This window comes from Pseudomonas sp. PDM24, assembly GCF_019218905.1.
Classification (GTDB): domain Bacteria; phylum Pseudomonadota; class Gammaproteobacteria; order Pseudomonadales; family Pseudomonadaceae; genus Aquipseudomonas.
Genome location: NZ_JAHUWR010000010.1, coordinates 92,472 through 106,251 on the forward strand (window position 1 = coordinate 92,472; position 13,780 = coordinate 106,251).

Here is a 13,780-nt window from a genome sequence, read left to right on the forward strand (position 1 = left end):
GTTTTACGTTGGCCTGCCGTTATAGCCTTTAACCACGCCAACAAAATCAAAAGAGTGAACGTCATGCGCATGAGCCTGAAGGCTAAAGTCCTGTCCCTTGCCGTCCTCCCGGTGCTGCTCTTTGCGCTGGTCATCAGCCTGACCACATTGTTCATTCTCCAGGAGCAGGCCCGCAAGGAAGTCGAGGAAACCCGTCAGCGCCTGCTCAGCGATGCCAAGGCAACCCTGCAAAGTTACGTTGCCGTGGCCATGACCACGATCAAACCGCTCTACGACGCGGCCGCCCCCGGCGATGACGCAGCACGGGCGCAGGCGATCAAATTGCTGTCGAGCATCACCTATGGCAAGGACGGCTACTTCTTCGGCTACGACTCCAATACCGTGCGCCTGTTCAAGGCCAGCAGCCCCGAAGGCGTGGGCCAGAGCTTCAAGGACAACCGCGACCCGAATGGCGTCTACGTCAACCGTGACCTGGTGAAAGTCGCCAAGGACGGTACTCACTACCTGCAATACAGCTCGCCGCTGCCCGGCAACACCCAGGTGCTGGTGCCCAAACTCGGCTACACCGAGTACCTGTCGAAGTGGGACATGGCGGTCGGCACCTCGGTCAACCTTGACGGCATCGAAGCCCAAGTGGCGGTGGTCGAGGCCAAGGTCCAGGAGCGCATGCAAGGCGTGGTGCTGAGCATTGTCGGGATTGCCGTGGTGGTGCTGTTGTTGATCGCTGCCGCTGGGATGTTGCTGGCCAATACCATTCTGCGTCCGCTGAACCTGATGAAAGCCAACCTCGACGACATCGCGGCAGGCGAGGGCGACCTGACCCGGCGTCTGACCATCACCAGCCAGGATGAACTCGGCCAACTGGCCGGCTCGTTCAACCGTTTCGTCGACAAGATCCACGGTCTGGTACGGCAGATCACTGAAATGACCTCGCAACTGACCGGGCTGGTGAATCAGGTGTCCGATCAGGCCCAGCGTTCGGATCAGGCCATGGAGCGTCAGCGTCACGAAACCGATCAGGTAGCCACGGCGATCAACGAAATGTCGGCGGCGGCCCAGGAAGTGGCCAAGAGTGCACAAAACGCGGCGGTCGCTGCCCAGCAGACCGACGAAGAAGGCCAGGCCGCCAAGCGTGTGGTGGCCGGCAGCATTGTGAAGATTCATGCGTTGGTGAATGACATTCGCAGCAGCGGCGTGTCGCTCGACAGCCTGCAGAAAGACGTGTCGTCGATTGTCAGCGTGCTCGGGGTGATCCGTTCGATTGCCGAGCAGACCAACCTGCTGGCGCTCAACGCTGCTATTGAAGCCGCCCGCGCCGGTGAGGCCGGGCGTGGTTTTGCGGTGGTCGCCGACGAAGTGCGTGCATTGGCCAGTCGCACGCAAATCAGCACCCAGGAAATTCAGAGCATGATCGACCGCTTGCAGGCCGGTACCCAATCGGCGGTCGAAGCCATGCGCCGCTCCAGCGAGGCCGGCGACGGCACGTCGGCCCAGGCCAACGAGGCCGGGGCATCTCTGGACGCCATGGCCCAATTGATCGGCACCATCAACTCGATGAACGCCCAGATCGCCAGCGCCGCCGAAGAGCAAACCGCCGTGGCCGAAGAGATCAACCGCAGCGTGCACCAGATCGCCGTGGCCGTAGACAGCGTCGCCGACGAAACCCAACTCGGCGCCCAGACCTCGCGCAGCCTGGCCGACCTTGGTCAGCGCCTGGGGCAACTGGTCGGGCAATTCCGTATTTGATCGATGTTGCTCGTGTGGCGAGGGGCTTGCCCCCAATGCCGGTAAATCAGGACGCAGAACCTGTAGGAGCGAGGCTTGCCCGCGAAGAATGCGCCGCGGTTTTTCAGGTATTACGTGTCCTCGTTCTTCGCGGGCAAGCCTCGCTCCTACAGGTGCTGTGCTTCCCCTCACCACAGGGCAGTGTTCGCCCATGAGTAGCTGCATCGCGACTACCCTCATTAGTAAGCAAACACCGTCCAAGGGTTTGTTTGAACCCGTTTGGGGGACGAGCGGTCATTTGCTTCAGGTGTCGCGCACCCGCGGCACTTTGACGACCACAACAATGGAGTCAGACTCATGATCGACAGTGAAAGTATCTGCGACTGCCCCAAATGTTCCTGCAAACTGGGCGAACATCCGATCGCGCGTCACGGCAAGCACTATTGCTGTGAAGCCTGCGCCAAACATCACGAACACGACGAAGCATGCGCCACCAAAGGCTGCAAGTGTGCAAAGCACTGACCGTTCAGCCAAAAAAGTGGAGCCGTCCAGGCTCCACTCGGTTTGAATCTTTCCCCTCCTTTTTGACGCTCAACTGGCCGGTCGCCAGGTCACATTCTCGATGCCGAATTTCTCTGCCAGCGGTTTGCTGGTCTTTTGCACCCTCTCACGGCCAAAGCGCGGGATCCGGCCTACTCCGGCATCGCAACTTGCCCAGTGCCAAGCCTCTGCATTGTCCATTTTGTCGAGGCGGATAATGAAAGACTTGGGCTGGCCATGAAGGGTGTATTCAATGACGAAAAGTTTTGCGTTGTTCATAAAACCCGTATTCCTCCCTGTAGTTATAGAGGGATCACGAGGCGCGGCGAAAATTCAGTCGAATTGTCGGACGGTGACAGTGACTGGCGACAGCCGGGCGCCTCGTGATACTGGAGCGTTCCTGACTCCTGATGATCCTGGCGTAAGGCTACGCCGCCTGACTTGAACATGCCTGGGGTGGTTGCCGTAATGCTACTAAAGTGGGAGCGGGCTTGCTCGCGAAGGCGGCTTCACATTCAACATCCACGTTGACTGTCAGTTCGCCTTCGCGAGCAAGCCCGCTCCCACAGGGGTTGTGTTTTGTCAGATCAAGCTTCGGGAACACCTTTCTCCCAAACCGACCAGTTGGTCAAAATCTCCTGCACCAACGGATTCCCCGTGCGGTACAGGTTCTCCAGCGCCGGCACAAACCCACCTTGATCGGCGTATTTGAGCAGGTTATCCACCTCGCTCTGGCCCGGCGCCGGCCGGTCGAAGTCGGAACCGGCGCGCACCACCGCCAGACGCCGGACGTCCACCAGCCCCTCGCGGCTGGCGCGCAGCAGCGCCTCGTAGGTGGAGTTGTCTTCCTGCTGAGTCGTGCAATACACCCCTTCGTTATTGGTCAACAGCTTGGTCCAGACTTCTGCGCGCTCGCTCAAGCGCGTCCCGGAAAACCAGGTATTACCCGCCAGCGTGTCGCACTGGGTCACTACCGGTGGCTGATTGGCCGGGGCCGACGGATATTTCAAGCGCCATGCCGCTGATTCCTTACTCTCGCTCAGCTGAACCTTGTGGCTCAGGGCGAACGCCTTGGCCTGCAACTTCGGATTGAGTTCGAACACTTCGGTCTTGTAGTCCAGCGGTGGCTTTTCGTTCGGGCTTTTGGTGTTGATGCCCAGGTAACCGGTCGGCCAGTCTTTCGGCGCGTCCCGGGAATCCAGCTCCCACTGGGTGCCGAACTCCACCAGGTAGTGCGCCCACGCGGTGGTGCCGATGGTGCCGTGGTGCGGGCTGATGCCGGCAATCCCGGCGATCAGGAAGTAACTTTTGCGCAGGTCGAATTTCGGTGACAGCGCCAGGGCAAGGGTCGAGGCCGCGGCATTGGTCTGGCCCATGCCGGTGACCATCAGGCACACCTGTCGGGTGTTGCAGCGAATATTCGGGTACTCGGCGGACAGGCCCGGTACGCGCACTTCTTGCTTGAGCTCCAGGCGATCGATCCAGTTCTGCGCCTCGGGGGCAAACATGGTGATCAGCACTACTTTCGGCTGGATCGGCGTGTCAACCGCCCAGGCAGAAGAAGAGAGCAGGGTGCTCATGGCCAAACCGACGGACAGGGAAAAACGGGTCATTGCCTTCATAAAACCTCCTTATTCAAATGAGCCTTAAAACTGATAACCGACACCGGCGTAGTAGCCCCAGCCGTTGGAACGGGCGCGGAAGTCACCGTCGCCGAAATTCAATTCACTGCCGTCGTCCCAGTTGCCGCCGTTGTGGAAGTAACGGCCGACCAGGGTGAAACGCAAGTGGGTGAAGGCGTAGAGCAACACGTTGGTGGCCACGGTGGCGTTGGCGGTGCGGGCCGGGTTGTCCTTGTGCAGGTCGGAGCCGAAGTCGAAGTTGGTGAAACCGATGTAGGTCAACGAAGCGCCGTTGCTAAAACTGCTGATGGGCACGATGTATTTGAGCTGGGCGCGGTAGCCGTCCCATGAATACTCGTTGCTGGCACCGTAGTTTTCCCACTGGTAGCGGCCGTAGAAGTTGGCTGACAGATTGACCCGCGAATGGGTGTCGATGTCGGTGCCCAGACCGCTGTACAGCGTGTTGGCGCGATTGGCGCTATTGCTGCCGTGATCGTAGATCCAGTCGAACGCCACGTACCACTCCTTGAACGGCCCGACGGCCAGGCTGCGGCCGGCGAGGTAATCGATGGAGATCCGCGGTTCATGCTCCATGAACACCGGCGAGCCGTGGTCCCAGACACCTTTGTCATGGCTGTTGCCGATGTCGAAGATCTTCGGAATGTCGATGTAGCCGTACAACTCGAACGGCCCTTTGCGGCCGAAGTATTCATATTCCAGGTAGATGTCGTCGGCCGGTTGCGGGCCGAAGCTGATGTCTTTGCTGCCGATGACGGTCAGGTCCTGATTGAACCAGTCCGATAGGTAGGCGCCTTTTTTCGGCGGGCTCGCTTCAGGGCTGAGGGCTTCGCCCTGAGCGGATTCTTCGGTGCTGGCCGGTTGGGCCAAAACGTGGCTGCTGAGTAGTCCTGTAACGCTGGCCAGCAGCAAGGAAACAGCAAAAGTGCGCGAGCAAGTCACGCGGCTGGAGGTGCAATGCATTAAAAGTCCCTTTTCGTGCGGATCGAAAGCCCGGTGGTGCGGGTTTTACGCGGTTAGGTGGCGAACAGGCCGGTATCGGCGACTCGCAAACGTTTGCACAAGGCATACCAGTTTTGTTCAAGGTGCTGAAAAATTGAGGGAATTGGTAGTTTTACTGTCCTTTTGGTCAAGGATTTCGGGGAGATGAGCAGAAGGAGTGGTTTTCAGGGCGAAGGGGATCTGGCAGGGATATGCACCAAAGTGGTGTCGACTGTCAGACGAGTAACCCGATCTGTGGCAAAGAGCTTTTGTGGAGAGGGGGCAACCCTAATGCCAGTTAGTTTGCGCAATTCATGTGGGAGCGGGCTTGCTCGCGAAGGCGGTGTGCCAAACAGCATTAATGCCGACTGACGCTCCCTCTTCGCGAGCAAGCCCGCTCCCACAAGGTCAGTGCCAGGCGGAGCGCCTTGTCGCACCAGTGCTCTGTTAGAATCGGCGGCATTGACTTCATGAGGTACCCCGATGAGCGAGCCGATTCGTCTGACCCAATACAGCCACGGCGCAGGCTGTGGCTGCAAGATTTCACCCCAGGTGCTGGAGGTGATTCTGGCCGGCAGCGGCGCACAAAACCTGGACCCGAAACTCTGGGTCGGCAACGCCTCGCGCGATGACGCGGCGGTGTATGCCATCGACGAAGAACGCGGCGTGGTCTCGACTACCGATTTCTTTATGCCGATCGTCGACGATCCGTTCGACTTCGGCCGTATCGCCGCCACCAATGCCATCAGCGATATCTACGCCATGGGTGGCGATCCGTTGATGGCGATTGCGATCCTCGGCTGGCCGGTCAATGTGCTGGCGCCGGAGATTGCCCGGGAAGTGATTCGTGGCGGGCGTTCGGTCTGCGACGAGGCGGGGATTCCACTGGCCGGTGGCCATTCCATCGACGCGCCGGAGCCGATCTTCGGCCTGGCCGTGACCGGACTGGTGGAAAAACGCCATATGAAGCGCAATGACACCGCCACCGCCGGTTGCTTGCTGTACCTCACCAAACCCTTGGGTATCGGCATCCTCACCACGGCCGAGAAGAAGGGCAAGTTGCGCCATGCCGACATCGGCCTGGCCCGTGACTGGATGTGCACCCTGAACAAACCCGGCAGCCGTTTCGGCAAACTCGACGGTGTGACCGCGATGACTGACGTCACCGGTTTCGGCCTGCTCGGGCACTTGGTAGAAATGGCCGACGGCAGCAACGTGACCGCCCGCATCGAATATGACCGTGTACCGCGCCTGCCGGGTGTCGAGTACTACCTTGATCAAGGCTGCGTGCCGGGCGGCACGCTGCGCAATTTCGACAGCTACGCCAGCAAACTCGGGCGGCTTCAGGAAATGCACAAACGTGTGCTCTGCGATCCGCAGACCAGCGGCGGCCTGCTGATTGCGGTCACGCCTGAGGGCAATGAACAGTTTTTGATGGTGGCAGCCGAACTCGGTCTGACCCTTGAGCCGATCGGCGAACTGGTTGAGCGACAGACTAACGCGGTAGAGGTGTTTTGATGTCCATCGATTTCACCGATTACCGCGACATCTTCCTCAATGACCGGCCGATGATGGATACCCGCGCGCCGGTCGAATTCCTCAAGGGCTCATTCCCCGGTGTGGTCAACCTGCCGCTGATGAATGACCTTGAGCGGGAACGGATCGGCACTTGCTACAAGCAGCAAGGTCAGCAAGCAGCCATCACGCTGGGACATCAATTGGTGGCCGGCGAGATCAAGGCCGAGCGCATCCAGGCCTGGGCCGATTTTGCCCGGGCGCATCCAGAGGGGTATTTGTATTGTTTTCGCGGCGGTTTGCGTTCGCAGATCGTTCAGCAATGGCTGAAGGATGAAGCGGGCATCGACTATCCGCGGGTCGGTGGCGGCTACAAGGCCATGCGCACCTTCTTGCTCGACACGCTCGATCAGGCCATTGCCCAGTGCGATTTCGTTTTGCTGGGCGGTATGACCGGCACCGGCAAGACCGAGGTACTCACGCAATTGAGCAATGGGCTGGACCTTGAAGGCCACGCCCATCATCGCGGCTCCAGCTTCGGCAAACGCGCCACCGGCCAACCCTCCAACATCGACTTTGAAAACCGCCTGGCCGTGGATGTGCTGAAGAAGCGTGCCCGCGGTATCGAACAGTTCGTGCTGGAAGACGAGAGCCGTATGGTCGGCAGTTGCGCCTTGCCGTTGCCGCTGTATCAGGGCATGCAGCAATTTCCGATGGTTTGGCTGGAGGACAGCCTGGAAGGGCGTGTTGAACGGATCCTGCGTGATTACGTGGTGGATTTGTGCGCCGAGTTCATCGAAGTGTATGGCGATGAAGGCTTCGCGCTGTTTTCCGAGCGTTTGCTGGCGAGCCTGAACAATGTCCAGAAAAGGCTGGGCGGCGAACGCCATCAGCGGATGTTGACCTTGATGGAAGATGCGCTGGCAGAACAGGCGAACAGCGGTGCGGTGGATTTGCACCGAAGCTGGATCGAAGGGTTACTGCGCGAATATTACGACCCGATGTATGCGTTTCAGCGGGAGAAGAAGGGTTCGCGGATCGAGTTTGTCGGGGAGCGGGGGGCGGTGCTTGAATACCTGCGGGAGCGTGCTAACAAGCAAGTTTAGGTGGCGGGTTTGCTGGCCTCTTCGCGGGCAAGCCTCGCTCCTACAGTGAGATCCCCTGTAGGAGCGAGGCTTGCCCGCGAAGAGGCCCTGACAAACGCCCGACCGCTTACGTCGGACAAGTCTCCTGACCGTTATCCAGACCTTGCTTGTAGCTGTGGCTCTGCAGGCTGGCCTTGCCGTTGTGCCAGGTCAGTGTGAGCACGTACAGCGAGTCGTAGTCGCTGGATGCCCAATCATCGGTGATGTTCTGTTTCTCGCCGACCGCTTCCCCGGCGACCTTGTTGATCAGCTCGGGCAGGTAGCCGTGGGACCAGGCCGTATAAATGACCGAGTTGTGATACTTGTCGTGGAGCAGTTCATCCGCCAGGTCGCTGGTGTCGTTGGCCGAGAATTCGATGTTCACCGGCAAGCCGAGCTTGATCGCGCTGGGGCTGATGGTCATCAGGGGGCGGATGTAACTGTAGGAGTTATCGAATTCGCCTTCCTCGACATTGCGTGTCGGGTTGGCGGCGAACACGTAGTTGGCCTTGCCGAATTTTTCCGGCAACAAGGTGGCCAGGTCGATGGCGCGATTCAACCCCTGACAATTGAGCTGGCCCAGTCCGCCGGCGGGTTTTTCCGCGTGGCGCAGGAATACCAGCGTCTGGGTGCCGTCCGCCGGTTGGGCGCGGCTTTCACTGGACTCAAGCGACAAAAACAACGCGCTGACCGCCAGCAGGGAGGGCAGGAAGATATAGGCGCGATGCTTGAAGCGTTTGGCGAATTTCAATGCGTTCATCATCGAATAGGTCATCTTCAGCGTATTCGGTTAAGGCTGACAAACCTTGACACCGCGAGCTCCCAGCATCGGGTGTATTCCATGTCATTGACCCGGTCCGTTTCCTACAGGGCAATGCTCAGAGTCCTCTGAAGCCCTTTGGTTCGATCCGAGTGAGGTGCCCGACACTTTAACGGCAACCTTGAACGGATTGGGGAAAAGGTTATCGACTGGATGTTGCGGATTTATGGACACGGCACACACCTTACTCCTTGTAGGAACTGCCGAAGGCTGCGATCTGTTGATCTTTCTCTTCGGCGCCCCCCTGAGGACGCCAAAAGATCGCAGCCTTCGGCAGCTCTACATTATGATCTTCACTCCGTTTTTCCCGTGGATGCCCCTTATGACCGATTTGTCTGCATTCCCCATCACTCGAAAATGGCCGGCGCAATACCCGGAGTGGATCCAGCTCTATTCCTTGCCAACGCCCAATGGCGTCAAGGTTTCGATCATGCTCGAAGAGATCGGGCTGCCCTACGAGCCGCATCGTGTGGGCTTCGACACCAACGATCAGCTGTCCCCTGAATTTCTCTCGCTGAACCCCAATAACAAGATCCCGGCAATCCTCGACCCCCATGGTCCGGGGGACCATCCGCTGGCGTTGTTCGAGTCCGGGGCGATTCTGATTTACCTTTCCGACAAGAGTGGGCAACTGCTGGCGCAGGAATCGGCGGCGCGTTACGAGACCATTCAGTGGCTGATGTTTCAGATGGGCGGTATCGGGCCGATGTTCGGCCAGCTCGGTTTCTTCAACAAATTCGCTGGCAAGGACTACGAAGACAAGCGTCCCCGTGATCGCTACGTTGAGGAAAGCAAGCGCTTGCTTCAAGTCCTTGATGGCCGTCTGCAAGGGCGCGACTGGATCATGGGCGAGCGCTATACCATCGCCGACATCGCGACCTTTCCGTGGGTGCGCAACCTGATCGGCTTCTACGAAGCCGGCGACCTGGTCGGCATCCAGAATTTCCCCAATGTTACCCGCGTTCTGGAGCGTTTTCTGGCAAGGCCGGCGGTGATTCGCGGGCTGGAAATCCCCAAGCAACCCCTTTGAGTTATCGCACTGAACCTGTGGGAGCGGGCTTGCTCGCGAAAGCGATGGGTCAGTCGACATTAATATTGAATGGTAGGCCGCCTTCGCGAGCAAGCCCGCTCCCACAGGGTTCTGTGCTGGATGCGGGGATTGTTGCCGCCGCGGCAACGCAGTCTTGAGCGATCGAGGTTTGTGCGCCGCATCTTGCAGGGCATAAGCTTTGCCCCCTATAAGTTTCGTCTTTTCCGCTGTTTTTTCAGGAAGCCCCATGCCCAGTCAGTTCCCCGAAGCACGTCCACGCCGTCTGCGCCGCAATGCGAGCCTGCGCAGCCTGTTCCAGGAAACCGAGTTCAGCTTGAATGATCTGGTGCTGCCGATTTTCGTCGAGGAAGAAATCGACGATTTCGTGCCGATCAAGAGCATGCCCGGGGTGATGCGTATTCCCGAGTCTAAGCTGGCTGGCGAGATAGAGCGTTACGCTCGGGCCGGGATCAAGTCGGTGATGACGTTTGGCGTGTCCCATCATCTGGACAGCAATGGCAGCGATACCTGGAGCGACAATGGCCTGGTGTCACGCATGTCGCGCATCGCCAAAGACGCCGTGCCGGAAATGATCGTGATGTCCGACACCTGTTTCTGCGAGTACACCGATCACGGCCACTGCGGCGTGCTGCACCACCACGAAGTCGACAACGACCAGACCCTGATCAACCTCGGCAAACAAGCCGTAGCCGCTGCCCGCGCTGGCGCTGATGTGATCGCACCGTCGGCGGCCATGGACGGGCAGGTCCAGGCCATTCGCCGGGCGCTTGATGCAGCGGGTTTCAGCCAGACCGCAATCATGGCCTATTCGACCAAATTCGCTTCGGCGCTTTATGGCCCGTTCCGCGAGGCCGGCGGCAGTGCGCTGAAGGGCGACCGTAAAAGCTATCAGATGAACCCGATGAACCGCCGCGAAGCCGTGCGGGAATCGCTGATGGACGAACAGGAAGGCGCCGACGCGCTGATGGTCAAACCGGCCGGCGCGTACCTGGACATCATCCGCGACATCCGCGAAGCCTCGCGTTTGCCGCTGTCGGCGTATCAGGTGAGTGGCGAGTACGCGATGATCAAATTCGCCGCCCAGGCCGGGGCGATTGATGAAGACCGAGTGGTGCGTGAGAGCCTGGGGGCGATCAAACGGGCCGGGGCGGATTTGATCTTCACCTACTTCGCGATGGACCTGGCCCTGGCCGGGATCTAAAGACCACCACATAATCACTGTGGGAGCGGGCTTGCTCGCGAAGACGGCGTGTCAGTCGATATTTATGGTGACTGACACGCCGTCTTCGCGAGCAAGCCCGCTCCCACATTTGATCTTCGTCGTTCTTGGGGTCAGCCGAAGAACGGCCGAATCCCGTGATCCCGGAAATACCGCTCGATCACCTTCGGATCGGCGCTGTAGTCGGCAATCGCTACATAGGTATCCGGCCGCAACAGGTAAAACCCGTTGCGTGTGAGTCCCGCCGCTTCAAACGCCGGCCGCCAGTCGAACACCTGCAACGGCAGGTGATGCTCGGTGCACCAGGCGATCATCTCGTCGCTGGTATCGCCATACACATGCACCTGCCAGGTCGGATTTTTCAGCGACTCGAAATTGTCCCCTTCACCGTCGTGGGCCCAAGGCAGGCGATCACCGCCGTGAACATGGCCAGCAACGCCTTCGCTCAACGGCATGCCGCGATAGTTGAGGGTGGTCTGCGACACCGTGCGAAACAGAAACTCTCGAGCGGCTTCCAGCGATGTCATTTTCGGGATCAAAAAGGGTGCCACGCGGGTGCGCAGCACGTCGGCAATTCGCCCTTCGGCGGTGACAAAACTGAATACCCGGTCGGTAGTCGCCACCAATCGCCGGGCAAAGGCGATGCGCTCGGTTTCATAACTGTCGAGCAGTTTGGCCGAGGCGCCACCGCTTAACACTGCCGCGAGTTTCCAGGCCAGATTGATCGCATCGCCAATCCCGGTGTTCATGCCCTGGCCACCCGCCGGGCTGTGGACATGGGCGGCGTCACCCAACAGAAACGCGCGCCCCGTGCGAAAGTGATCCGCGACCCGGTGATGCACGCGGTAGGTCGAGAACCAGTTCACCTGATCGATCTGCACTTTTAGATGCTCGATGGCCCGGCTGCTGACGTCTGCAAACTGGAGGGTTTCGGCACGGTCGGCGCGCTCGTCGCGAACCGTGCCGATCAGTCGGGCGCGACCTTCGTCGGACAAGGGAAAAACGGCGAGGAAGTCGGCTTCGTCGAGATCCACATGCAGTTCACCGTTGAATGTGGGGCCGCGAGCTTGCACGTCCGCCACGTAAAAAATCTGCTGGTAGGTGCCGCCCGGAAAACCGGTGTCCAGCGTCTTGCGCACAATCGACCGGGCGCCATCGCAGCCTGCGAGGTAACAGGCCTGACAGGTTTCCTGCTGGCCATCGGGCAAGCGCAGCCGGGCGGTGATGCCGTCGCCGGTTTCCTCGAAGCTTTGCAGTTCGGTATCGCGCTCCACTGTAATACCGAAGGCCTCCAGGCGTTCGATCAGCAGGCGTTCGTGCTCGTCTTGCGGATAGATTTCCAGAAACGCGTAGGGCGTCAGACCCTCGCCGATGGTGCTCAGCGGCAGGCGTGCGACAGGTTCGCCCTTGACCCAGAAATTCGCTGCGGCCACTTTATGGCCGTTTTGCACAACGGCGTCGCTGAGGTCGAGCTGGCTATACAGTTCAAGCGTTCGCGCCTGTACCGCCAGTGCACGTGAAGTGGTGCCGGGTGTCGACGTCTTGTCGATAATCCGTACCCGAATCCCCAGTTTGCTCAACCACAGCGCCAGTACCAGCCCGGTCGGGCCGGCGCCGATGATCAGCACGTCGCTACGGTTCATGAGCCTGTCCTCCGCAGTATGTGGATCAAGTATGGTTCAGCCCGAATGCACTGGCCTCCCGGCTGCCCAACGGAAAACCACGCGTGTAGCAGCTGTCGAGCTTGCGAGGCTGCGTTCGGCTGCGAAGCAGTCGTGAATCCGATTGACGCGGTCTGCCTGACGCACCGCAATCTCTGGTTTTACGACTGCTGCGCAGCCGAACGCAGCCTCGCAAGCTCGACAGCTGCTACAGCGCTAAGGGGGAACAGTCCGCGACTGCCACAGTCATAGCCTGCGCCATGCCATTGATCGTATGGTTAACCCGGCTCAACGGATTTTGATGGAGCACCATGCAAGTCAATCGATTGATCATGAGCGTCGCGGCACTGTTGGTTCTGGCCGGTTGCGGTAGCCAACGCACGCAGGAACCGCCGGCCCGCAAGCCCGCCGAGGTCAAGGCAGAGATCATGCGCCTGTTGCCGGCCAAGACGGTCGATCGCCAAGGCTGGGCCACGGATATCTACGCGGCATTTGCTGCCCAGAACATTTCGCCGACTACGCAAAACCTGTGTTCGGTACTCGCGGTCACTGAGCAGGAATCGACGTTTCAGGCTGATCCGCGGGTGCCGGGCCTGGGCAAGATCGCCCGGGACGAGATCGACCGTCGCGCCGCCAAGGCTCACATCCCCGGCCTGTTGGTGAGCGGTGCCTTGCAGGTCAGTTCACCCAATGGCAAAAGTTACAGCGACCGGCTGAATGCCGCGCGCAGTGAAAGAGAACTCAGCGCGATTTTCGATGATTTCATCGGCATGGTGCCAATGGGGCGGACGCTGTTTGATGGTTTCAACCCGGTGCACACCGGCGGGCCGATGCAGGTCAGCATCGATTTTGCGGAGCAGCAGGCGCGGGCTTATCCCTACCCGGTGGACGGCTCGATTCGCCGTGAAGTGTTCACGCGTCGCGGTGGTCTGTATTTCGGTATTGCCCATTTGCTCGGTTATCCGGTGAGCTACGAGCAGCCGCTGTATCGCTTCGCCGATTTCAACGCCGGTTGGTACGCCAGCCGCAATGCGGCGTTTCAGAACGCGGTAAGCCGCGCGACCGGCATCCCGCTGGCGCTGGATGGCGATCTGGTGCGCTACGGTTCGATCATGCCTGGCGCTACGGAATTGGCGGTGCGCACCCTCGGCAAGCAATTGGACATGCGCAACATGACCATTCGGGATCAATTGGAGGAGGGGAAAGGCCTCGAGTTCGAGGACACCAAGCTTTATCGGCGGGTCTTCGCCTTGGCCGAACAGGCCGAAGGCCGGCCATTACCCCGTGCGGTATTGCCGGGGATTATGCTGCAAAGCCCGAAAATCACCCGCAAACTCACCACGGCGTGGTTCGCCAAGCGAGTCGATGAGCGTTATCAACGTTGCATGAAGCGTGCGGGGATGTGACTGGACCGAAAATGGTCAAAAAACCAACGCTTGACTGACAATTCGAACGCAATCTTCAGCAGCTGCTACAAAGAGAGAGTCGCAGAGGAGATTTAGTC

12 protein-coding genes and 1 pseudogene are annotated in these 13,780 nt (G+C 59.6%); 8 read left to right on the plus strand and 5 right to left on the minus strand.

The genetic code is table 11. The annotated features are described in order from the left end of the window. Positions 1 to 69: 69 nt before the first annotated feature. The 3 genes and pseudogenes from KW837_RS29175 to KW837_RS26360 form a co-directional block, all read left to right on the plus strand. Positions 70 to 888: pseudogene (locus KW837_RS29175) on the plus strand (cache domain-containing protein); the annotation flags it as partial. 102 nt (positions 889 to 990) lie between these two features. Then, the gene (locus tag KW837_RS29180) at positions 991 to 1,746 is read left to right on the plus strand and encodes a methyl-accepting chemotaxis protein (RefSeq protein ID WP_371317174.1); all 756 of its coding nucleotides are present in this window, start codon (positions 991 to 993) and stop codon (positions 1,744 to 1,746) included. 336 nt (positions 1,747 to 2,082) lie between these two features. Then, positions 2,083 to 2,247, plus strand: a complete 165-nt coding sequence (locus tag KW837_RS26360) for a metallothionein (protein ID WP_218399074.1) — start codon at positions 2,083 to 2,085, stop codon at positions 2,245 to 2,247. Between the two features lie 69 nt (positions 2,248 to 2,316). Here KW837_RS26360 and KW837_RS26365 read toward each other — a convergent pair whose 3' ends face one another. From KW837_RS26365 to KW837_RS26375, 3 genes are all read right to left on the minus strand, one after another. Further along, complete coding sequence (locus KW837_RS26365; protein ID WP_008071169.1) at positions 2,317 to 2,544, minus strand: DUF6555 family protein; 228 nt, start codon at positions 2,542 to 2,544, stop codon at positions 2,317 to 2,319. Between the two features lie 308 nt (positions 2,545 to 2,852). Next, positions 2,853 to 3,887, minus strand: coding sequence for a purine nucleoside permease (locus tag KW837_RS26370; protein ID WP_218399075.1), 1,035 nt, complete (start codon positions 3,885 to 3,887; stop codon positions 2,853 to 2,855). Between the two features lie 24 nt (positions 3,888 to 3,911). Next, positions 3,912 to 4,868 carry a nucleoside-specific channel-forming protein Tsx gene (locus KW837_RS26375; protein WP_218399076.1) on the minus strand — a complete coding sequence of 319 codons (957 nt, stop codon included), beginning with the start codon at positions 4,866 to 4,868 and terminating at the stop codon, positions 3,912 to 3,914. Between the two features lie 501 nt (positions 4,869 to 5,369). Here KW837_RS26375 and selD point away from each other — a divergent pair. Continuing rightward, positions 5,370 to 6,404, plus strand: coding sequence for a selenide, water dikinase SelD (selD, locus tag KW837_RS26380; protein ID WP_218399077.1), 1,035 nt, complete (start codon positions 5,370 to 5,372; stop codon positions 6,402 to 6,404). After that, the gene (gene mnmH, locus KW837_RS26385; RefSeq protein ID WP_218399078.1) at positions 6,404 to 7,507 is read left to right on the plus strand and encodes a tRNA 2-selenouridine(34) synthase MnmH; all 1,104 of its coding nucleotides are present in this window, start codon (positions 6,404 to 6,406) and stop codon (positions 7,505 to 7,507) included. Before selD ends, mnmH begins: the two co-directional genes overlap by 1 nt. A 106-nt stretch (positions 7,508 to 7,613) precedes the next feature. Here mnmH and KW837_RS26390 read toward each other — a convergent pair whose 3' ends face one another. After that, positions 7,614 to 8,288 carry a histidine phosphatase family protein gene (locus KW837_RS26390; protein WP_218399079.1) on the minus strand — a complete coding sequence of 225 codons (675 nt, stop codon included), beginning with the start codon at positions 8,286 to 8,288 and terminating at the stop codon, positions 7,614 to 7,616. Positions 8,289 to 8,667: 379 nt separating this feature from the next. Here KW837_RS26390 and KW837_RS26395 point away from each other — a divergent pair, with 379 nt between their 5' ends. Beyond that, on the plus strand, positions 8,668 to 9,375 hold the full coding sequence (locus KW837_RS26395; protein ID WP_218399080.1) for a glutathione S-transferase family protein: 708 nt from the start codon (positions 8,668 to 8,670) through the stop codon (positions 9,373 to 9,375). A 247-nt stretch (positions 9,376 to 9,622) separates the two neighbouring features. Next, positions 9,623 to 10,597, plus strand: coding sequence for a porphobilinogen synthase (hemB, locus tag KW837_RS26400; protein ID WP_192343275.1), 975 nt, complete (start codon positions 9,623 to 9,625; stop codon positions 10,595 to 10,597). Positions 10,598 to 10,728: 131 nt separating this feature from the next. Here the strand turns inward: hemB and KW837_RS26405 are convergent, their stop codons facing one another. Further along, positions 10,729 to 12,258 (minus strand): FAD-dependent oxidoreductase, encoded by a 1,530-nt coding sequence (locus KW837_RS26405; protein ID WP_218399081.1) that lies wholly within the window; start codon positions 12,256 to 12,258, stop codon positions 10,729 to 10,731. 329 nt (positions 12,259 to 12,587) lie between these two features. Between KW837_RS26405 and KW837_RS26410 the strand changes: the two genes are divergently transcribed. Beyond that, the gene (locus tag KW837_RS26410) at positions 12,588 to 13,682 is read left to right on the plus strand and encodes a DUF1615 domain-containing protein (RefSeq protein WP_218399082.1); all 1,095 of its coding nucleotides are present in this window, start codon (positions 12,588 to 12,590) and stop codon (positions 13,680 to 13,682) included. Positions 13,683 to 13,780 lie beyond the last annotated feature (98 nt).